This window comes from Saccharothrix coeruleofusca (assembly GCF_017876325.1).
Taxonomy (GTDB): domain Bacteria; phylum Actinomycetota; class Actinomycetes; order Mycobacteriales; family Pseudonocardiaceae; genus Actinosynnema; species Actinosynnema coeruleofuscum.
This window is the reverse complement of record NZ_JAGINV010000001.1, coordinates 2,964,887-2,985,093: the sequence shown is the minus strand read 5'-3', so window position 1 is coordinate 2,985,093 and position 20,207 is coordinate 2,964,887. Positions and strand designations below refer to the sequence as shown.

Here is a 20,207-nt window from a genome sequence, read left to right as displayed (position 1 = left end):
ACGATCCCCATCGTCAGCCGAGCCGGTAGGCGCGGAGCACGCTCTGCCGGAACGCGTTGCCGCGCGTGTCGGAGCCCTCGACCCGCAGCGAGGCGAACGTCCCCGGCGCGTCGGGGTTGCGCACCAGCGCCGCGTTGCCCAGCACCCGGACGCGGCTCCAGGTCCCGCCGTCGTCGAAGGACACCTCCACCCGCAAGTCGCGCACGGGCGTCCGCACCTGCTGCCCCACGACCAGCGGCACGGGCAGCAGCCCGCCCGCGGGCGCGGAGCCGGTGGCGTCCAAGCGGGGGGCGAAGCGGACGGTGGTCAGCGGGAGCGCGCGATCACCGCCCTCGGAGCGGAACGTCCAGCTCCCGCTCACCTCGGTGCTGAACGCCGACACGCCCGTCGCGCGCACCGCGCGGGTCTCCAACCGGAAGTCGCCCCCGCCCGCGGGCACGTCGAAGTCGCCCCGCCCCGCGGTGGCGGTCTCGCCGACCAGCTCACCCCCGCGGAACAGGGCCGTGCGCGCCGACGCGGTGAGCGAGGTGCCGGTGTGGCCCGCACCGTCACCGAACAGGGGCAGGTCGAAGGTGATCCGGTCGCCCGCGCGGTGCAGGTGCCGCGAACCCCGCTCAGGCGGGACCGGGCCGAACACCGGCCGGTTGAAGCCCTCCTCGTACCTCCGCCCAGGGCGGTAGGTGCGTGCCGGACTGGTGAACTGCGCCTCGGTGGTCGACGGCGGCGACCACTGCGAGGCGTACCAGGTCCACCGGACGTCCTCGGTCGTGACGTAGTCGACCGACTCGCCCGTGGGGCCTGCGCCCTGCGACCACACCAGCCCCCGGATGCCCGCCACGTCGGACTCGGCGCCGTGCGATGCCCCCCGACCCTGCGGCAACAGGCCGGACGTCGTGCGGACCTCGGCCAGTTCGGACTTGGCGGGCGCGCGGTCCAGCCCGGTGAACGCCTTGCCGCGCGAACCCCAGGCGAACCGGTAGCGGACCCTCGGGTCGGTCGTCGGTTCGGTGGCGAACTCCGCGGTCACCTTGGTGGCGAACCGGTCCGGGGCCACTTCCGGGCCGAGGTGGCCGACTGCCATCGGGACGTCGTCGAAGCCGCCGAACATCACCACGAGACTCCAGCCGGAGGTGATCCCCTCGTGGACCCGCCGCCCCGCGACGCCCGCGAGCATGGCCTGCGCGGTCGGGTCGGGGGCGGTGACCCGGACCGGCTTGGCCGCCCTGGCGTCCATGGTGACCGCCGCGTCGCCGCCGACCCGGAAGTCCGGTTGGAAGAGCAGGGCGACGGTCCTGCCGGTGGAGATGCTCGCGGTCGCGAGGTAGTCGCCCGCGGGCAGCCGGTTGACGCCGGACCCGACGGTCAGCATCTTGCCGGTGGTGACGTCGAACAGGCGGGTGCCGTACTGGGCGGGCTGCCCGTTCGCGTCCAGGTGCTGGAAGGTGAGGTCGTAGCTCTCGACCTCGCGGACGACGGCCATCGGGGTGCGCAGCACCGCCGTCCCGCCGGAGGCGGTCACCAATCCCGCGTAGCCGCCGTCGGGGCCGTCCACGCGGGTGTCGGCGGTAACGGTCACCGTCGCCTGGCCGCCCGCGGGCACGGTGACCTCGGCGGGGGAGGCGGTGACCAGGCCCGCCGGGGCGGGTTCGCCGTCCGGGCCGGTCATCTCCGCGGTGACGCTCAGCGCCACCGGCTCGGTGCCGGTGTTGCGGTAGACCAGTTCGCGGGTGACCGGGGCGTCGTCGTGGTGCGGCCACCGCTGGTTGCCGAAGGACAGGCTCGCGGGCTCGGCGGTGAGGGCCTGCGTGAGGGCGGCGGCCACGTCGATCCGGCCCGTGCCCTGGTCGTACGGGGTCGATGCCGGGTTGGGCCGGGCGGAGGAGGTGAGCGCGGTCTTGATCCGGGAGCCGGACCAGTCCGGGTGCCGCTGGGCGAGCAGCGCGGCGGCACCCGCGACGTGCGGGGTGGCCATGGAAGTGCCGGACAGGGCGACGTGGTGCTCGTCGACGGGGGTGCCCGCGCCGCCCTTCGCGGCCTTGGCGGCCACGATGTCCACTCCGGGAGCGGTGACGTCGGGCTTGATCCCGCCGTCACCGACGCGCGGGCCGCGGCTGGAGAAGTGGGCGACGGCGTCCCGGCGGTCCACCGCGCCGACGGTCAGCGCGGCGTCGGCGCTGCCGGGGGAGTCGATCGTGCCGGGCCTGCCGGAGTTGCCCGCGGCGATGACGAACAGCGCGCCGCTGCGCTCGGACAGCCGGTCGACGGCCTCCTCCAAGGGGTCGACCGCCGGGGTGTCCACGCCGCCCAGGCTGAGGTTGACGATGTCGGCGCCCTGGTCGACGGCCCACTGCATGCCCGCCAGGATCGCCGACTCGGAGCAGCTGCTCGTCTCGCACACCTTGCCGTCCAGCAGTCGCGCGCCGGGGGCGACGCCCCGGTACTTCGCGCTCGTGCTCGCGATGGTCGAGGCGACGTGGGTGCCGTGGCCGACGGTGTCGGTGTTGTCGGGCGCGGCGCTGAAGTTGGCCTCGGCCAGCTCCCGCCCCACCAGGTCGGGGTGCTCGCCGTCGACGCCGGTGTCCAGCACGGCGACCACGACGCCCTCGCCGGTCAGCCCCGCCTCCCAGGCTGAGGGTGCCCCGATCTGCGCGGTGCTGCGGTCCAGGGCCAGTTGCCGCACTCCGTCCAGCAGGATCTCGTCCACGCCGGGGTCGGCCATCAGCGCGCGGAAGGCGGTGGCGGCGTCGGTCTTGGCCACCTGCCCGGCGACGGCGTCCACCGCGGTCAGGCTCCTGGTGCCCCGCAAGTGGGTGGCCCCACCGCCGGTGACCAGCAGCGGCACGGTGTCGCGGTGCGCGTCGTCATAGCCTGCCTCGACCAACCCGGTGATGTCGAACAGGCGTCGGTCCAGCTTCCCGGTGTCCATCGCGGGCAGGGCGTCGGAGGGCACGACGTGCTCGCGCCCCGCGTCCTGGAAGTGGTGGAAGAACACGCCTTCGCGGCCGGGGCCGGGGGTGATCGACAGGACGCGCTCCCCCTTGAGCACCACCCGGTCGCCGGTGATCAGGGTGACCGGGACCGGTTCGGCGGCCCGCTCGGCGGCGACCGGCCATGCGGCGGGGTCGTGCGCGGGGTCATGCGCGGTGGCCGCCGACGCCGGTGGCGTCCCGCTCGCGGCCAGCAGTGCCACCGCCGCCGCGATCCCCCAGCGGTGTAAGGAATCCTCGCTCGACACAGGTACCTCCCGGTTCGGTTGCGCGGAAGGCGCCACGCGCGCCGCGGCGGCGTGCAGGACGTGCCGGGAGCCTCCATTCCCTGCGACGCTAGTGATCCCCGGAGTGGCGGGTAAGGGTGCCGGTGGACGATCGGCCGCGCGGACGGAGCAACCCGCCGGTCACGCCCGGACGAGGTGACCGTCCCGCTCGGCGAACGCCGCGACCAGGGCCTCGGTCAGCAGGCGACCACCGCGCAGGCCGGGGTCGAGGTCCGGGTCGTAGATGGCCACGTCCAGCCCCACCGCGCCCGGCGAGGCGAGCAGCCGGCCCAGCACCGCCGCGAGGTCGTCGAAGGTCAGGCCGTCGGGTTCGGGGCTGTCCACGGCGGGCAGCAGCGCGCCGTCCACGACATCGGCGTCGACGTGGACCCAGAAGCCGTCCAGGTCGGCGCGCTCCAGCACCTCCAGCGCCCGGTCGGCGGCCGCGGCCGGGTCGGCGCGCACGGTCGGGGCGTCGACCAGGCGCAGGCCGTGCGCCGCGGCCTCGGCCGCGTACTCGTCGCCCGGTCGCAGGCCGAGCACCGCGGTGTCCCCTGGACGCACGCAGGGACGGGTGCCGCCCAGCTCCGCCAGCGGCCCGCCCAGGCCGGTGACCATCGCCAGGCACTCGCCCGCCGCCGCCCCCACGTCCTCGGTGTCGTGCCGGTAGTCCAGGCCGTCGAGGTAGGCCAGCCCGAAGCGGCCGCGCCGGTGCAGCGCCAGGGACGTGCCCAGCACGATGCTGCAGTCGCCACCCAGCACGACCGGGAAGTGCTCCCGGTCCAGCAGGGCGGCGACCCGGTCGGCGAGCAGGCGGGAGTAGCGGGCGATGGCCTCCTCGTTGCGCACCGACCCCGGCGTCCAGTCGGGCCGGTAGCGCGGCGGGGTCACCACCCCCGCGTCCACCGCGCCCAGCCTGGTCAGCAGGCCGTGGTCGCGGTAGACGCCGGGGGCCTTGTAGCAGCCGGGGACCAGTCCGGGGGCGGGCGGGCGCAGACCCAGGTTCGAGGGCGCGTCCAGCAGTGCGGGACGCCGGTGCGCGGCGGACTCCATCACCCATCTCCCGGTCGTGGGACACCCGATCCGGCGCAGCGGCCGACCCGAGACCACGATAGCGCCGCGCGAGGACGGGGCCACCTGTGGTTCGCCTGGGCGTCGAGGCGGTGAACTCTTGTCGAGCGCTCTCCGGTTTCCCCAGGCGGGCAAGCACAATCGCGTCGTGATCCGACCTCTCCCCACCCGTCCGCGCGCCGTGCTGCTGGGCTGCCTGCTGGTCGCCGGACTGCTGGTCCCCGGTGTCGCCGCGTCCGCCGCGCAGGCCCAGCCGCGCGAGGGCCGACCGCCCTACTCGCTGCTGCACATGAACGTCTGCTCCAGCGGGTACGCGGGCTGCTACCCGCGCACCGAGTACCCCGCGATCGTCGACGAGGTGGTGGAGCGCATCCGGGCCAACGACGTCAACGCGGTCACCCTCAACGAGGCGTGCAGCGGTGACGTGGCCGCTGTCGCGGCGCGCACCGGCTACCACTTCCGCTTCGCCACCGTTGTCTACCGAGGCGCTCCGCTGGCCTGCAAGTCGCCGGAGGGGCGAGGGGTCTTCGGCAACGCCGTGCTGGTCAAGGAGGCGATCCGGGCCTCGGAGGACGCGCCGTTCTCCGTGTTCAACGGCGTGGAACAACGGCGCTGGCTGTGCGTGACGACCGCGCGCGGCGTGGACGTGTGCACCACGCACCTGTCCACCGGCGGCGAGGCCCCCGGCAGCGCCAACTCCGTCCAGTGCGCCGAGCTGACCGCGCTGCTGGCCTCCCGAGTCAGGCCGACCGTCTTCGCCGGTGACGTCAACCGGCGCACCTCGTGCGCTCCACCCGACCACTGGACGCTGACCGACGCCGAAGCCACCCAGGCCCCCGGAATCCAGCACGCCTACGGCGACCTCGCGGCGCCGCGGCTGGAGATCGAGCCGACCACCCACACCGACCACGACGCCCTCGTGGTGCGCGCGGGACTGCGGCGTTGACCCGGCGAGGGGTTCCGCGCGGCCTGCCCTCGCCCGCGTCGTGCGTCCGCCGATGATCGGCGGCCACGGCACCGCCGACCCGTTCGGCGTCGCCCACGCGCGTGCCCTGACCGAGGAGCTGCTGGCCGGGTTGCCCGACCGGGCGCGCCACTGCGCCGGGGTGGCCGCCCGCGCCGCGGAACTGGCCCCGGCGGTGCCGCGGCGGGATCGGGAGCTGCTGATCGCCGCGGCTTGGCTGCACGACATCGGTTACGCGGAAGCGGTGGTGGACACCGGGTTCCACCCCCTCGACGGCGCGCGGTACCTGCGGCGGCACGGGTGGCCGCCCCGGTTGTGCGCGCTGGTGGCCAACCACTCCGGCGCGCGGCTGGTGGCGCGGGTCGTGGGCGTGGCCGACGGGTTGGCGGAGTTCCCGCAGGAGGTGTCCCCGGTGGCCGACGCGCTGACCTACGCCGACCAGACCGTGGACAGCCGGGGGCGGCGCGTGGCGATCGGCGAGCGGCTGGCGGACATGCTGCGGCGGCACGGTCCCGACTCACCCAACGCGCGGGTCCACGACCGGCGCGAACCGCTGCTGCTGGCCGCCGCCGACCGGGTGGAGCGCCTGCTGCCGGGGGCTTGAGCGCCCGGTCAGGCGGCGGTCCTGCGGCGGACGGTGCGCGCGAGGACCCCGAGGGTGGCCTTGAGCGCGGACTCGGGGACCACCGGGAAGCTCAGGCGCCGCCTCCACTCCGGACCGACCTGCGACCAGTCGTAGTAGGACGTGACGAGGGTGCCGCCCTCGGCGGGCTCCAGCCGGTAGCCGTAGACGTGGCGGGCGTGGGACCGCGCCGGGCCCTCGACGGTCCAGGCGATCTCCCGGTTCGGGATCAGCTCGGTGATGACGACCTCGACCTGGTACCTGCCCAGCGGGACGTCGCCGAGGGCTGCCCGGTCCATGTGGACCAGGAACCGGTCGCCGGGCCGCTGGACCGGCTGTCCTTCGGCGTCCATGAGCGTGCCCGAAGCGTCGATCTCCACGTGGCCCTTCGGGTCGGTCAGCACCGCGAAGACGGCGTCGGCGGGGGCGGGGACGACGCGGGAGACCTCGATGCGCTCGGCGTCCCCGCTCGCGGGCGGTGTCCGCGCGGTGGCGATCAGGACCGCGCGACCGAGGGTGTGCGGGACCATGGTGAGGCCGAGGAGGGCGGGCGTGGCGTCGGCAGGCACGCCGATGGCCTCGACGTCGAGCGCGTGCACCACGACGAAGTAGCGGTGCGGGCCGTGCCCGGCGGGCGGCGCGGCGCCGGTGAAGCGGGCCGCGCGGGTGTCGTTGGGCAGCTGGAAGGCACCCTCGGGCAGTCCCGAGCCGGTGTCGTCGCCCGCGCCCTCGGGCAGTTCGGTGACGGTGGCGGGGATGTCGGCGACCGCCCAGTGCCAGAAGCCCGATCCCGTGGGGGCGTCGGGGTCGTGGACGGTGACGGCGTAGCTCCTGGTGCCCTCCGGAGCGCCGCTCCAGGACAGGTGCGGGGAGATGTCCTTCCCGCCGCAGAGGTGGGAGAACTGCTCGCGCGGCAGGGCGGAACCGTCGGTGATCGTGGTGCTGACCACGGTGAAGGCAGTCGCCTCGGGCAGGCGGGCGAGGGGATCGGTGCTGGAAACCATAGATCGACTATAGCGTAGATAATCGATTATCTGCGTGATCGTCTAAGCTGGTGGCATGGCCAGGACGTCCCGCCCCGCGACCTCGTCGGGCAAGCAGATGCTCTCCGAGCAGGTCTACGCGCACCTGCGGGGAGCCATCATGCGCGGCGACTACACCCCCGGTGACGCCCTCAAACCGCAGGAGATCGCCAAGGAGCAGGGCGTGAGCCTGGCCGTCGTGCGCGAGGCGCTCGTGCGGGTCGTCGGGGACGGCCTCGCCGACCGGTTGCCCAACCGCGGCTTCGCCGTGCCCGCCTTCACCGACCGCCGCTGGCAGGAGATCGCGGAGGCCAGGCGGACCGTCGAACCGCTCGTGCTGCGCCTGTCCGTCGAGCGCGGCGACCTCGACTGGGAAGCCCGCGTGCGCGCCGCCCACCACCGCCTGGCCCGCACCCCCGCCTTCGCGCCGGGGCAGGGCGAGCACTACAGCGACGAGTGGGCCGAAGCCCACCGGGTCTTCCACCGCACCCTCCTGGAGGGGTGCGGCAACCCGGTGCTGCTGGAGACCTTCGACCGGCTGTGGTCGGCGAGCGAGCTGGCCCGCCGCTGGTCGGCCCGCCGCAACCCCGGCCGGGACCACGTCGGCGAGCACCGCAGACTGGAGGAGGCGGCGCTGGCCCGCGACGCCGACACCGCGGCGCAGGTGCTGGTCGAGCACCTCACCGCGACCGCGGCCGGGCTGACCGGGTGACCACCGGCCTCGCGGCTGGGACTTCGGCTGGGCGTGCCATGCGCGACAGGCAGGCCCGGACCGGGCAGAGCACCAGGTGGCAGAGTCTGTCGACGCCTCCGGTCACCGCAGCTCCGGTCCCCGCCCCTTGGCCAGGCGTGGCGCGAGTCGTGAGCGGGGGTGGGGCAGCGCCAGAAGCTCCTGCACCACGTCGGCGAGTGCCCCGGTGTGCTCCCAGGTGATCGCGGTGTCGCGGTCCAGGCGCAGTCCGAGTGCGTCGTCGGCGTCGCGGAACCGGATCGCGTCGCGCCACCCGTCCGGCCACACGCGCACGCCGTCGATCTGGTCGCGGCCGGGCTGGAGCGGCAGGAATCGCCACGCGGCATCGCGCAGGTACAGCAGGTGCCGCAGCGGCGGGTACGCGCGGACGATCTCCGCCTCCGCCCGGCCGGGCACGATCAAGCCACTCACCGCGCCCGCCCCGCCTCGCCGCTGGGACCGACCCTGGCGCGCGGCACGTCGGGCAACCGCCGCACGCGCCCAGGACGGAGTCGGGGATGACAGGGCGGTCCGGACGTGCGGTGGCGCAGCGCTTCCCGACGGACGTGGTGCCAGAGCCAGGCGACCAGACCGACGGCTACGAGAGCCAGTAGGGCGAGGACGACGGATGCTCCCGACATGCTCCGACCATCCGGTACTCGGGTACGGGGAGGGAGGCCGGATCGCGGGGTGGCACGGGGCGGATCGGGGCACGCGGAGCACTCGCGCGTTGCGTTGACACGGTTAGGCTCGCGTGGTGCCCGAGCCCAACCGCCTGCTTCGCGCGGTGCGCGAAGCCACCGCGTCCCGACAGGTCGCGGGCGCGCACATGTCCCGCCGGGAACTGGCCGACGCCGCTGTCGCGTGGCTGCACGAGACCACCGGGAGAACGGCGGCGCTGGACGCCCACTACATCGCCAAACTGGAGCGTGGCGTGGTGAGGCGTCCCTCCCAGCACTACCGCGCCGCCCTGCGTGCCGTGTTGGGCGTGGCAGCCGACGTCGACCTCGGCTTCTCCGCGCACCGGCCCCCGGCCCTCGTCGCGACCCCGCCCGTCGGCGCGGTGGCGACGCCGAACACCGTGGAGGAGCTGCTGATGAGCGCGGCCGAAGAATCTTCCGGTTTCCTAGCGTGGGCGGAGACCACCAACGTCGGCGAGTTGACCGTCGACCAGATGCACGCTGAGGTGCGGCGCATCGCGCACAGCTACCTCAAAGCGCCGACCCTGCCGCTGTTCGCGCGCACCAAGGCGCTGCGGGACCGGGCGTTCACCCTGCTGGCCGGGCACCAGGACCCGCGCCGCACCCGTGAGCTGTACGCCGCCGCCGGGTGTCACTGACCGTGCTGTCGTGGATCTCGGTGGACCTAGGGCGGCCTGACGCCGCCGAGGACCACGCGCGCGCCGCGTGGATGTGCGCCGAGCGGGCCGATCACAACGCGCTGCGCGCCTGGGTGCGCGCCACCCAGCACACCGCCGCGTTCTGGCAGGCCGACTACACCGCGGCCGCCCAGTACGCCGCGGACGGCCTGAGCTACGGCGGCACCGGCACGGCGCGGTTGTTCCTGTCCAGTGCGCTCGCGGTGGACCTGGCCCACGCTGGGCAGGTCGAGGCCGCCGAGCGGGCGCTGCTGCGCGCACAGCACGTCGCCGAAACCGCCGCGCCCGCCGAGGACGAGCTGGCCGGACCGCTGACGTGCTCGACCGACCGCGCCGGGTCGCTGTGGTCGGACGCCGAGCTGGCGCTGGGTCGCGCCGACGCCGCCCTGTCGTTCGCGGACCGGGCAGTGGCGGCGTTCGAGGCCACTGCCGAGCAGCGCCGCAACCGGGGAAGCGAGCGGATGGCCCGGCTCCAGCAGGTCAAGGCCCACATGGCGCTGGGCGACCTGCGATCGGCGGAGGACGCGCTGCGGCCCGTGCTCGACACGCCTGCCGCCCAGCGGGTCCGCCCCCTGGTGCACCGAGTCACCGAAGTGGGTGTGCTCGCGGCACAGGCGGGCGGGACCGGCGGCGCGGCGGCGAGGCGAATCCGCGGGGCCGTCGCGGACTTCCGCGGCAACACCGTGGCGACGAGGGAGCTGGGCCCGTGAGCGGACTTGAGCCGATGCGGGACCACTGGTGGTGGCGGCCGGGCTGGCAGGTCGGCAGGTCGTTCTACACCTGGCACGTCACCCTCGCCGACCAGCCCGGCGCGCGGCGACTCGTCTCCGACTACGCGCCGGTGCTCGCGCGGCTGCCCCAGCTCGACCCCGTCCCGGCGCGGTGGCTGCACCTGACGCTGCAGGGCATCGGCTTCACCGACGAGGTGGACCGGGCCGACGTGGAACGGATCGCGCGAGCCGCCCGCAAGCGCTGCGCCGAGCTGGAGCCGTTCACCGTCAGCATCGGCCCGGCCCACGTCGACCCGGAGACCATCCAGATGCCCGCTCGGCCGCTGGAGCCGCTGGCACGGCTGCGACTGGCCATCCGCGCCGCCATCGGCGAGGTGTGGGGACCGGACGACGTACCCGAGCCCGAAGCCGGATTCCGGGCACACGTCAGCCTGGGCTACTGCAACACCGCGGGTCCCGCCGAACCCGTCGCCGCGGCGCTGGACGCTCATGACAGGCGCACGGCCGAGGTCACCGTGTCCTCGGTGACGCTGATCGACCTCAACCGCGACCACAAGGCGTACGAGTGGACCGATGTGGCGACCGTGCGCCTGGGAATGCCCTGAGCGGCAACCTGCCTCCGCTCCGGGTGATCCGTCCGATTGGGTACGTCCATCCGGTCGTGGACCCTGACGTGGAGCGCGGTTCACGCATTGCCCGGCCGGGCGCGCAGCGCGCGCGCCCACGGGGCGTCGATGGCGGCGGCGTCGATCGCCACCACGACGTTGCTGAGCAGGGTGTCGGCGAAGTAGCGGCGGATCTGCTCGTCCGAGGCGCCGGAGACGGAGCGGATGTACTCCACCTGCCGGGCGTAGCACCTGCGCACCGCCTCGCCGATGACCGGCTCGCCGACGCTGCACTGGGCGTGCATGAGGATCATCAGCACGTCCCGGTCGGCGATGACCTCGTCGTACGAGGCGGTCATCGCCCGCAGGACCGACTCGGGATCGGTGCCGCGCACCGAGGCCGCTGCGGTGGCCACCGACTCCCGCAGGCGGTCCGAGCAGTAGTCGACCAGGGCCGCGAACAGCGTTTCCTTGTCCTTGAACAGCCGGTACAGGTAGCCCTGCGAGATGCCCGCGCCCTTGGCCACGTCCATCGTCGAGGTGCCGTAGTACCCGCGCTCGGCGAAGGTCTTGATCGCCGTGCGCATGACCGTGGCCCGACGCTGCTCGGCGGTGGAACGCTGTCGCGTCCTGGTCTCCATGCGAGTAATCAACCAACCCCGTGCCGGGCCGTCAAACCGCCCGGCCGTCAAACCGCCCGGCCGCGGCGTCGGTGCGCTCAGTCGTCGCTGAACGCCGAGACCATGTCGTCGGCCTCTCCGCCGAGGGCGTCGATGGCCGCCAGCGGGTTCCAGTAGTCGACGTAGTGGCTGATCTTGCCGTCGCTGGTCTCGACCACGGAGATGTAGCTCTGGTCGTAGCTCCGGTTGGTCTTCAGGGCCAGGCCCTCGCCCTTGAGTTCGGCGATGACCAGCGAGGGGTCGACGGTCTCGTGGAAGCGCAGGTCGGTGAACCGCACGCGGAACTGCTCGGCGAAGTTCGCCATGTGCGCGAGCAGTTCCCGCCTGCCCGTGAGCCGGGTCGGGTAGCCCTTCGGGGCGTAGGGGAACTCCAGCACGCCGTCCTCGGTGAACAGGTCCGCCCACTCGGCGACCCGGCCCGCGGCCAGGTGGTCCAAGTGGTTCCGGAACGCCTGCTGCGCGGCGGCGCGGACCTGGTCGGCGTGCTGCTGGGTAGGGGCGGTGTCGTTCATGCCTGAACCTTCACTTCGTCGGGTGGACTTCAGAAAGTTAGCGGTTAACCGCTCACTCTACAGGGCGTCTAGAGCCGCATGTATGACTGGCTTGACGGAACAGATCCGTGTTCGTTCAGGACATCTCTCAGACCGTGCGGACGTAAGTAATCAACCACTTCCATAATCCGCTGTCAAGCGCCCCGTCGCGGGTCGAACCTCCAAGACCCCTGAGTTCAACGCTCAAGTCGTGCCCGAGGTCGTCGGAGCGCGCGGGACGGGCCTGCCACGAGGGTGTGGGAGCGTGCTCGGGCGCTGCTCCCGCAGGTGGTCCGGTGGGGGAGCCGGGCTCAGGTCACCAGGCCGCGGCGGTAGGCGTAGACCACGGCCTGCACGCGGTCGCGCAGGTCGAGCTTGGTGAGGATGCGCGAGACGTACGTCTTGACGGTCTCCTGGCTGATCACCATTGCCGTGGCGATCTCGCTGTTGGACAGGCCCTCCGCGATCAGGCGCAGCACCTCCAGCTCGCGGGGGGTCAGCGGCACGTCGTCCGTCCCGCCCCCGGCGGGGCGGATGCGCGCGGCGTACCGGCCCACGAGCGCGCGGGTCACCTCGGGGGCCAGCAGCGCCGCGCCGGAGGCGACGGTCCGGATGCCGTGCAGCAGCTGCGCGGGCGGCGCGTCCTTGAGCAGGAACCCGCTGGCGCCCGCGCGCAGCGCCTCGTACACGTACTCGTCCAGGTTGAACGTGGTCACCACGAGCACCTTGACGGGATGGGCCACCGCGGCGCCCGCCAGCAGGCGGGTCGCCTCGATGCCGTCGAGCACCGGCATCCGGACGTCCATCACCACCACGTCCGGGCGAAGCCGGTTGGCGAGGTCGACCGAGGCCTTGCCGTCCCCGCACTCGCCCACCACCTCCAGGTCGGGCTGCGCGTCGATGATCGTCGCGAAACCGGTGCGGATCAGCGCCTGGTCGTCGCAGACCAGGACGCGCACCGGCGCGGTCACGACGAGCTCCCCGCGGGGATGCGGGCCCGCACGACGAAACCGCCCCCGTTCCGCCTGCCCGCGCTGAACTCGCCGCCGAGCAGGCCGACCCGCTCGCGCAGCCCGACCAGGCCGCGCCCGCTGCCCCCTGGGGAGGCGGTGTGCGCCCCTGAGCCGTCGGTGCCCACTTCCACCGTGATCTCCCGTTCGCCGTGGTGCACGTGAACCGTGGTGCGGCTGCCGTGGGCGTGCTTGAGGGCGTTGGTCAGCGCCTCCTGCACGACCCGGTAGGCCGCCACCTGCGCGCTGCCGATCATCTCCGGCGGGCCGCCCTCCTCGGTGAACTCCACCGGCTGTCCGGCCAGCCTGGTCTGCTCCACCAGTGCGCGCAGCTCACCGACGGAGGGCGTGCGCGGCTCGGCGCTGTGGTCGGGGTTGAGCAGGTCGAGCAGGTGTCGCAGGTCCGTGATGGATCGCCTGCCGGTGTCGGTGATCGCGGTCAGGGTCTGCTCGAGGCGTTCGGGGGAAGCGGTCAGATAGCGCGCCGCCTCGGCCTGCACCACCATCGCGGTCACGTGGTGGGTCACGATGTCGTGCAGTTCGCGGGCGACGCGGGTGCGCTCCGCGGCACGGGTGGCCTCGGCGACGTGGTGGCGCAGCTCCGCCTCGGCGGCCCTGGAGCGCCGCAGCCACACCCCGGAGCCCCACACGATGGCCAGTCCCAGGTAGAACGTCGTGAACCCGGCCGCGCCCTCGGGTGAACCGATCCGGTCGAGGGACACGGCCAGCGGCACGTACGCGGCCGAGGCCAGGACCACCGTGGTGCGCCGGTGGTGCTCGAGGTGCAGCGCCGTGCTCAGCAGCGCGATGAGCAGCGCGGTGCCCGCGACCGTGTGGTAGCCGCGGAGCTGGTCGGCGGCGAAGCCGATGGACACCAGCACGAGGCAGGTCAGCGGCCACCGCCTGCGCACGACCAGCGGGAGGCACTCCAGGGCGACCACGGCGACGGCCGCGGCGTCCATGGGACGGGTGGGCAGGTCGCCGAGCTGCGTGCCGTGGCTGTTGACCGCGGGCACCAGCGAGGTGAGTGCCAGCAGCAGCGCGAGCGGGAGGTCCCGGACCGTGACGTCGAATCCCCGCCACAGGTCCGGGACTCGCCGGAGGTCGATCACGGCACGAGGGTAGCCGCCGGGGCCGTGCGTCGGCGGAGGGGGACGATGTGCCCGCGCCGCCGGGCCAGCCACATGAACGCGGCGGTCACCACCACGCCCGCCAGCACCGAGTACACGCTCGCCTCCGGCCCGAACTCACCGCCGGTGAACACGGCCGGACCCGAGGTCGCGCTCTCCAGCAACCCCTTCGGGCTGTCCATGCCGGAGACGTTGCTGCTGAAGATGCCGCCCTGGGCGAAGTTCCAGCCGAAGTGCACGCCGATCGGCACCCACAGGTTGCGGGTCGCCGCGTAGGCGGCGGCGAGCATGCCGCCCGCCTCGATCGCGATGGCGAGCGAAGTCCACAGGGTGGCGTTCGGGTTGAACATGTGCGACGCGCCGAACAGCAGCGCGGTCAGCGCCAGCGCCGCCCACGTGCCGATGCGCCCCTCGACGATCCGGAACAGCACGCCGCGGAAGAGCACCTCCTCGGTCACCGCGGCGGCGGCCGTGAAGCCGAAGAACGCCACCGCGCCCGCCGCCGAACCCCAGCCGATCACCTCGTAGCCGCCGAGGAAGGCGATGTTGGCGATGACAGCGGCGAACATCCCGGCGCCGATCAGGAGCCCCCGGCTCAGCGCGCCGACCGCTCCCCGCGTGGCGACTTCCACGGGGTCGCGGTGCTCGCTCCGCCGCACTACCCACGCGTACCCCAGCAGCGACAGCACCGCCGTCGCGACGCCGATCGCCAGGGTGAGGGGCGGGTTCCACTGCACGGCGCCGACGCCCGCGCTGCCGACGAACGCGATGGCCACGACCACCACCAGCTGCTTCAACAATCGCACGATCGATCCTTAGTCAGACGTCCGCGACGGGTGCGCCGCGGTTGCCAGGAAAACTAGGGATTCGGCCGGACGAAATCGTCACCGCGCTGTGGACACTCGCGTGTAGCTCGCACGGGGGACAGGCATGGTCACTTCGGACTACCGCCGCCGCGATCCGGGCGTGGGCGAGGTGTTGCCGCCGGTGCCACCGGCGGCAACACCTCGTGCATCAGCTCGCGTAGAGCGCCGCGACGGCCGCGTGCACCGAGGACGAGTACACCGGGTCGGAAATGTGGATGCCGCCGTTGACCGGGCCGTTGCCCCTGGTGAACGTCCAACCGCCGGTGGTCTCGAAGTCGGCGTTCGCGATGTGGCAACCGGTCAGCAGCACGTCGTCGAACCGCGCGACCACCCGGTAGTTGCCGACCCCCTTCGCCTCGTAGAGGCGCAGCGTCAGCGTGGCCGAGCCACCCGTCAGGTACGGCGTCAGGTCCTTCGGAGCGGAGGTGTACCAGTCGGTCCCCTCGCTGGCGACATCGCGCTGCCACACCCGCGTGCCCGCCACGAGCGCCTGCTTCATGTGGTAGCCCGCGGTGGCGGGCTCCCAGTCATCGCTGTGCCACAGCACCATGGAGCACGACGTGGAGCCCTCGTCGAGGCGGATCGTGGTGCTGGCCGCGGCGAAGTCGCCCGCCTGGGTGGTGGTGTTGCCGTGCACCGTGAACACCAGGCCGCCGCGTCCGGTGTGCGCGAACGAGACGTCCTTGTTCTGCGGGACGTCCGGGGTGAGCGGCAGGGCGTACTGGATGACACCCGCGATCCTGCCCGCCTTGGTGTACTCCACGCCGACCGCGGTGACCGCGCGCACGTAGCCGACGTCCGGCGTGACCGTCGTGTTGGACAGCGTCGACGCGTAGACCATCAGGATCAGCTTGCGGTTCTTCTCCGCCAGCAGGGCGATGGCCCTGTCCAGCTGGCCGCGCAGTGAACCGGTCCAGAGGGTGTTGCGGTTCGGGGCGTCGTTGAACGGCAGGATCAGGCTGTCCATGGTGCTGCCGTAGCGGGTGACGAAGTCCGCGGTGAGCTGGTTGCCGTAAACCACCGGGTAGAAGTCGATCCCGGCGGCGGCGCGCACCTGCGCGGTGTAGGCCGGTGTGAAGAAGGACCTGTTGTAGTAGAAGTCGTCCATCGCCAGCGCCCGCAGCACGGGGTACTTCTTGGCCAGCGCGCCGACGGCCTGCGCCCACGCGACGTAGTTCTTCTTGTGCGGCAGGTACTGCGCGCAGGTGTCCTCGCCGCCGGGGCACTCGGACGGAGGGACCAGGTAGGCCCACACCGTCAGGTCGGCGGCCTGGGCCTCGCGCAGGAACGGCTCGAAGTCGTTCCAGTCGTTCTCGTTGTGCACCAGGAACGCGTAGGTGTTCGCGTTCAGCGCCCGCAGCCGCGCGACGGTGGCCGCGGCGTCGACGCGACCACCGGAGCGGACCGGGTTGGCGTAGCTGGCGCGCACCCCTGGCGCGGGTGCCGCGTCCGCGATCGCGGGCAGCACCGCCGCGCCCACGGCCGCGATCAGCGCGGTGGCGAGTAACGCCATCCTTCTGCTCTTCAAGGAAATCCCCCATCTGTGAACCGGTCCGGTCGGCGACCGACCGGACTCGCGAACCCGCGGAGTATTCCAGCCGGTCCGTCATCGGTGGCCCGGATTCGGTGCGAGTGCGCCGATCGGGCCAACCGGCGCGGGCCAAAAGGCGGTCCAGGCACGAAGTCCCGCGCCGCGGGGGACCAAGGACCCCTGTCCCGTCCCCTCCGCGCGCCTAACGTCGAGGTGGGACCGGAGAGGAGCGGCCGATGACCGGACCGATCGTGGTGGGCGTGGACGGCTCGCACGCGGCGCTGGCCGCGGTGCGGTGGGCGGCGGTGGAGGCCGCGCGGCACGGCGTGCCGCTGCGCCTCGTGCACGCCTACGACCCGCCCACCCGCAGCTACCCGCAGATCGTCCTGGTCGCGCAGGACCTGAGGCGGACGGCGGAGCAGCGGGGCGGGAGCCTGCTGGCCGAGTCCCAGCGGGCTGCGCACGCCGCCGCTGCGGACGTGCCGCTGACCACCGAGCTGGTGCCCGCCGGGCCGGTGGAGGCGTTGGTCCGCCAGTCCCGCAGGGGGCGGCTGGTGGTCCTCGGCTCCACCGGCCCGCGTGCCGGGGCCTCGGCGGTCGCGGTGACCGAGCACGCCGCGTGCCCCGTCGTCGTGGTCCGGGGGCTGGGGACCGAGGACGGTCCGGTGGTCGTCGGCGTGGACGGGTCTCCCGCCAGCGAGCGCGCGGTCGAGTTCGCCTTCGAGGAGGCATCGCTGCACGGGGTGCCGCTCACCGCCGTGATCGCCCGGACCGGTGAGGCGGAGCCCGCCTCGCGGGCGGAGGAGCGCAGGCTGCTCGCCGAACGCCTCGCGGGCTGGCCGGAGAAGTACCCCGACGTCCGGGTCGAGCGGCTGGTGCTGCGCGACCCGCCGGTGCGCGCGCTGCTGGGCGTGGCGCGCGGGGCGCGGTTGCTGGTGGTGGGCAGCCGAGGGCTCGGTGAGGCCGTCGGCGCACCGCTCGGCTCCACCAGCCGGGCTCTGGTCCACCACGCGCCGTGCCCGCTGGCCGTGGTGCGCCCGAGCCAGGAGGCGCGGTGAAGGCGCGGGACGATGGCGGCTGACCGGTGTCAGGACCGCTCGGGCAGCGGGATCAGCGCGGGCGGCGACAGCGGGTCCGAGCAGCCGCAGCGCCGGGTCGGGCACAGCGCCCCGCAGCCCACGTGCGTCACCGGCCCCAGGCACGGCACGCCGTCGGTGGCCGCGGTGCAGGTCAGACCCCGCAGCTTGCAGTCCACGCACACCCTCTCGTCGAGCGGGTCCGGCTCGTGTCCGGCCAGCAGCGCCGAGAGCACGCTCCGCAGCCGCTCCCGGTCCACCGGGCAGCCGCGCAGCTCCAGGTCCACCCGCACGTGCTCGGACACCGACGTCGCCGTGTCCAACGAGCGGATCAACCCCGGTGAGGCGTAGACGATCGACTCGAACCCGTCCACCCCGTCGACGCCGCGCAAGGCGCGGATGCCGTCCGCGGTCGCGCACGCGCCGACCACCACCAGCACCTCCGAGCGCGCCCTGATCCGGGTGAGCCGCTCGACGTCGTGCGCGGTGGTCACCGAGCCCACGACCACCGACACGCGGTGGGGACCGGGCCCCGGCCGCGCCCGCGCCTCCGGGAAGCAGTCCAACAACACCCGCTGACACCCGTCGCACGAGGTCAACCGCCACATCGCGATCCCAGGGCGCCCCGTCACGGTGCTCTCACCGGCTCCACGGCGCCCTCCCCTCGACGGCTCGGCGACCGGTGTCACGTCCGGAGTGCCATGTCCAGGGTGCCACGTCCGGCGTCCGCGCCGCAGCGCGCAGGAGGGCGGTGGGCGAAGCGGCCCAGAGGGAAGGGCTGCGGGAAGGAGCGATCAAGGACAGCGCGATCCTAAGAGGACGGTCGGGTCGACGTGGTGCATCCGTCCTCTGTGGGCAGTCAGGTGCTCGGGCCCACGCCGGTGAGGGCCGGAGCGCCGGGAGGGTGCGCACGCACCCTCCCGCGCGCCTCGGCGGTCGTCAGGCGGGGCAGCATGTTCTGCCACAACGGGGTCAGCCGGTCCACCTCCCCGCTGGTGATCGCGCCCAGCGCCTGCGCGCCGACCACCACGGCGGTGATCTGCTCGGCTTCCGCCCGCACGTCGGCCTCCGGGCGCAGCTCGCCACCGGCCAGAGCGCGGTCGAGCAGGTCGCGCACCATCACCGCCAGGCAGACGAAGTGGGTGCCCGCCAGCAGCTCGAACAGGTCGCTGGTGAACAGCAGTCGCGCGCCCACCCGCACCGACGGGTCGACGAGGGTGCGCGCGCTCATCCGGTGCGTCACGTCCACCAGCGTCTGCAGCGGGCCGACGCCCGCGCGCTCCAAGTCGTCGCGCACGTCGTGCCAGGTGCGGAACAGCTCCTCCACCACAGCGGTGGCCAGGGCCTGCTTGGACGGGAAATGGCGGTAGAGCGCGCCTTTGGTGACCGATACCCTGCGGCAGACGGCGTTGAGCGAGGTGCGCTCGTAGCCGTCGCGGTCGAACAGCTCGATGGCCGCGGCGACCAGGCAGGCCCTGGTGCGGGCTCCTCGGGCAACGTCGTTCACACGGCCCCACTTCCTCACGTGCTGCATTGCCCCAGACACCCACCGTAAGGGGGCGTGCGGCGCAAGGTCAACGCGGGAGCGCTGGTGTCCCAGGACCGGCTCGACATCGAGGTGACCGGCCGGGGTGGCGCCCTGGTGCTGCGCCCCCGCGGGTTGCTGTGCTCCGCGACCTACTCGCGGATGCTCGACGTGCTGTTCCGCAGTGTGCTGGCCGAACCGGTCGCCGTCGTGGTGGACCTGTCCGCGTTGCGCACCGACGAGCGGGCCGAAGGGGTGTTCCTCGCGGTCCGCGCGCAGATCGTGGACTGGCCGGGCGTGCCGCTGCTGCTGGCCGCGGGTCCGCCCGAACCGTGGAACCGACCCGGTCACCCCAGCGTGGCCGCGGCGCTGGCGTCGGTCGGCGAGCAGCGCGCCCGCCGCACGCCGAGGCTGCCGCTGCCGGTGGGTTCCAGCGCGGCGGTCATCGCCCGGCTTCTGGCCGAGGAGACCTGCCTGCAGTGGGGCCTGGACGCGGCGGTGGACGCGGTGGCCGAGGTGTCGGGCGCGATGTGCGAGCTGGTGCGCTGGGTGCCGGAGGCGCGCGTGTCGATCGGCTTCACCCTGCGCGGGACGCGGCTCACCGTCGCGCTCAGCGCCGACGTGGAGATCCCGTGCGACCACCGGGACGTGCGCCGGGCGCTGGCGGGCGCGCGGGCGCTGCTGCCGCGCGGGGGCTGGTCGACGACGTGGTCGGGCGGCTCGGTGCTCTGGGTGGTGCTCACCACCTGACCTCGGGGGGCTCCAGCCGCAGCGCCGCGCACGCGCCGGGTGTGGCCACGGCGGGGAGCCAGGTCCGCCACAGCTGGGCCACCCGCCGCGACACGTCCTGGAAGTCGTCCATCGCCATCGAGGCGATGTGCACCCCCACCAGCGAGGTCACCATCCCCTCGGCGCAGCGCCGCTGGTCCACCCCGTCGCGCAGCTCCCGCCGCGCCGCGGCGGCCCGCAGCAGGCCGTGCACCGCACCGGTCCACCGCTCGACCTCGCGCTCGGCCAGCTCGTCGCACATCGGGTACTGGAACAGCATCCGGTGCGCGCTGGAGGCCGGGTGCGCGCCGTCGGGCTCGCGCCGCACCGAATACCCGAGGTCGACCAGCACCTGCAACGGGCTCGCGTGCACCCGCAGCAGGTGGTCGCGCCTGCGCCGCCACACCGTCGCCTGCCGGTCGAGCACCGCCGTGGCCAGCGCGTGCTTGGAGTCGAAGTGGCCGTAGAGCGCGCCCTTGGTGACACCCGCCCGGCGGCACACGTCCTCGACGGTGGCGCGGACGTACCCGTCGCGGGCGAACACCGCCGCAGCGGCGGTCAGCAGGACCTCCCTGGTCCCGCGCGCCTGGTCGCCTGGTGACATCGAGCCCCGATTCTGATTCCGCGACGGTGGGCCCACCACCGCGACGCGGCCCGTTCGGGTGCGTCCGTTCCGGGGTGACGCGCTTCGGACCACCTTCCATGCGGTAGTCCG

The 20,207-nt window shown here is 73.6% G+C and carries 21 protein-coding genes; 8 read left to right on the top strand and 13 right to left on the bottom strand.

The genetic code is table 11. The features are described from left to right. Positions 1-13: 13 nt before the first annotated feature. Together JOF41_RS13690 and JOF41_RS13685 are read right to left on the bottom strand one after the other, a co-directional pair. Positions 14-3,235 (bottom strand): S8 family serine peptidase, encoded by a 3,222-nt coding sequence (locus tag JOF41_RS13690; protein ID WP_209619271.1) that lies wholly within the window; start codon positions 3,233-3,235, stop codon positions 14-16. Between the two features lie 159 nt (positions 3,236-3,394). Then, entirely contained in the window at positions 3,395-4,306 is a 912-nt protein-coding gene (locus JOF41_RS13685; RefSeq protein WP_189223405.1) for an arginase family protein, read from the bottom strand. Between the two features lie 166 nt (positions 4,307-4,472). Here JOF41_RS13685 and JOF41_RS13680 point away from each other — a divergent pair, with 166 nt between their 5' ends. Together JOF41_RS13680 and JOF41_RS13675 are read left to right on the top strand one after the other, a co-directional pair. Next, positions 4,473-5,270 carry an endonuclease/exonuclease/phosphatase family protein gene (locus tag JOF41_RS13680; RefSeq protein WP_189223406.1) on the top strand — a complete coding sequence of 266 codons (798 nt, stop codon included), beginning with the start codon at positions 4,473-4,475 and terminating at the stop codon, positions 5,268-5,270. A 40-nt stretch (positions 5,271-5,310) separates the two neighbouring features. After that, positions 5,311-5,892 (top strand): HD domain-containing protein, encoded by a 582-nt coding sequence (locus tag JOF41_RS13675; RefSeq protein WP_209619269.1) that lies wholly within the window; start codon positions 5,311-5,313, stop codon positions 5,890-5,892. Positions 5,893-5,900: 8 nt separating this feature from the next. Here JOF41_RS13675 and JOF41_RS13670 read toward each other — a convergent pair whose 3' ends face one another. Further along, positions 5,901-6,914 (bottom strand): YbhB/YbcL family Raf kinase inhibitor-like protein, encoded by a 1,014-nt coding sequence (locus JOF41_RS13670; protein WP_209619267.1) that lies wholly within the window; start codon positions 6,912-6,914, stop codon positions 5,901-5,903. A 97-nt stretch (positions 6,915-7,011) separates the two neighbouring features. On the opposite strand from JOF41_RS13670, the gene JOF41_RS13665 reads away from it, so the two are divergent. Then, positions 7,012-7,644 carry a GntR family transcriptional regulator gene (locus tag JOF41_RS13665; RefSeq protein WP_209624188.1) on the top strand — a complete coding sequence of 211 codons (633 nt, stop codon included), beginning with the start codon at positions 7,012-7,014 and terminating at the stop codon, positions 7,642-7,644. Positions 7,645-7,746: 102 nt separating this feature from the next. Here the strand turns inward: JOF41_RS13665 and JOF41_RS13660 are convergent, their stop codons facing one another. Further along, on the bottom strand, positions 7,747-8,094 hold the full coding sequence (locus JOF41_RS13660) for a hypothetical protein (RefSeq protein ID WP_189223409.1): 348 nt from the start codon (positions 8,092-8,094) through the stop codon (positions 7,747-7,749). A 325-nt stretch (positions 8,095-8,419) separates the two neighbouring features. Here JOF41_RS13660 and JOF41_RS13655 point away from each other — a divergent pair, with 325 nt between their 5' ends. Genes JOF41_RS13655 through JOF41_RS13645 form a run of 3 tightly spaced genes read left to right on the top strand, consistent with a single transcriptional unit; the run spans position 8,420 to position 10,376 of the window. After that, positions 8,420-9,001 (top strand): hypothetical protein, encoded by a 582-nt coding sequence (locus JOF41_RS13655; protein WP_209624665.1) that lies wholly within the window; start codon positions 8,420-8,422, stop codon positions 8,999-9,001. Next, positions 8,992-9,750: a hypothetical protein gene (locus JOF41_RS13650; RefSeq protein ID WP_209619248.1), complete on the top strand. Its 759-nt coding sequence runs from the start codon at positions 8,992-8,994 to the stop codon at positions 9,748-9,750. Before JOF41_RS13655 ends, JOF41_RS13650 begins: the two co-directional genes overlap by 10 nt. Beyond that, entirely contained in the window at positions 9,747-10,376 is a 630-nt protein-coding gene (locus JOF41_RS13645; protein ID WP_209619235.1) for a 2'-5' RNA ligase family protein, read from the top strand. Before JOF41_RS13650 ends, JOF41_RS13645 begins: the two co-directional genes overlap by 4 nt. A gap of 80 nt (positions 10,377-10,456) precedes the next feature. Here JOF41_RS13645 and JOF41_RS13640 read toward each other — a convergent pair whose 3' ends face one another. The 6 genes from JOF41_RS13640 to JOF41_RS13615 all read right to left on the bottom strand — a co-directional run bounded on the left by JOF41_RS13640 (position 10,457) and on the right by JOF41_RS13615 (position 16,105). Then, positions 10,457-11,017 carry a TetR/AcrR family transcriptional regulator gene (locus tag JOF41_RS13640; protein ID WP_209619233.1) on the bottom strand — a complete coding sequence of 187 codons (561 nt, stop codon included), beginning with the start codon at positions 11,015-11,017 and terminating at the stop codon, positions 10,457-10,459. Positions 11,018-11,094: 77 nt separating this feature from the next. Next, entirely contained in the window at positions 11,095-11,568 is a 474-nt protein-coding gene (locus tag JOF41_RS13635) for a nuclear transport factor 2 family protein (RefSeq protein WP_209619231.1), read from the bottom strand. Between the two features lie 329 nt (positions 11,569-11,897). Continuing rightward, the gene (locus JOF41_RS13630; protein WP_189223413.1) at positions 11,898-12,557 is read right to left on the bottom strand and encodes a response regulator; all 660 of its coding nucleotides are present in this window, start codon (positions 12,555-12,557) and stop codon (positions 11,898-11,900) included. Beyond that, the gene (locus JOF41_RS13625) at positions 12,554-13,708 is read right to left on the bottom strand and encodes a sensor histidine kinase (protein WP_209619229.1); all 1,155 of its coding nucleotides are present in this window, start codon (positions 13,706-13,708) and stop codon (positions 12,554-12,556) included. Before JOF41_RS13625 ends, JOF41_RS13630 begins: the two co-directional genes overlap by 4 nt. After that, complete coding sequence (locus tag JOF41_RS13620; RefSeq protein WP_209619226.1) at positions 13,705-14,532, bottom strand: CPBP family intramembrane glutamic endopeptidase; 828 nt, start codon at positions 14,530-14,532, stop codon at positions 13,705-13,707. The genes JOF41_RS13625 and JOF41_RS13620 overlap by 4 nt, the downstream gene beginning before the upstream one ends. A 208-nt stretch (positions 14,533-14,740) precedes the next feature. After that, a complete protein-coding gene (locus JOF41_RS13615) occupies positions 14,741-16,105 on the bottom strand; it encodes a hypothetical protein (RefSeq protein WP_189223416.1) in 1,365 nt (454 codons plus the stop codon). Positions 16,106-16,359: 254 nt separating this feature from the next. Here JOF41_RS13615 and JOF41_RS13610 point away from each other — a divergent pair, with 254 nt between their 5' ends. Beyond that, entirely contained in the window at positions 16,360-17,181 is an 822-nt protein-coding gene (locus JOF41_RS13610) for a universal stress protein (RefSeq protein ID WP_209619223.1), read from the top strand. A gap of 29 nt (positions 17,182-17,210) precedes the next feature. Here the strand turns inward: JOF41_RS13610 and JOF41_RS13605 are convergent, their stop codons facing one another. Together JOF41_RS13605 and JOF41_RS13600 are read right to left on the bottom strand one after the other, a co-directional pair. Next, entirely contained in the window at positions 17,211-17,771 is a 561-nt protein-coding gene (locus JOF41_RS13605) for an NADH-quinone oxidoreductase subunit B family protein (RefSeq protein WP_209619220.1), read from the bottom strand. Between the two features lie 287 nt (positions 17,772-18,058). After that, positions 18,059-18,706, bottom strand: coding sequence for a TetR family transcriptional regulator (locus JOF41_RS13600; protein ID WP_189223419.1), 648 nt, complete (start codon positions 18,704-18,706; stop codon positions 18,059-18,061). A 54-nt stretch (positions 18,707-18,760) separates the two neighbouring features. Between JOF41_RS13600 and JOF41_RS13595 the strand changes: the two genes are divergently transcribed. Next, positions 18,761-19,474, top strand: a complete 714-nt coding sequence (locus JOF41_RS13595; RefSeq protein WP_209619217.1) for a hypothetical protein — start codon at positions 18,761-18,763, stop codon at positions 19,472-19,474. Here the strand turns inward: JOF41_RS13595 and JOF41_RS13590 are convergent. Then, the gene (locus tag JOF41_RS13590; protein WP_209619214.1) at positions 19,464-20,096 is read right to left on the bottom strand and encodes a ScbR family autoregulator-binding transcription factor; all 633 of its coding nucleotides are present in this window, start codon (positions 20,094-20,096) and stop codon (positions 19,464-19,466) included. The genes JOF41_RS13595 and JOF41_RS13590 overlap by 11 nt on opposite strands. Positions 20,097-20,207 lie beyond the last annotated feature (111 nt).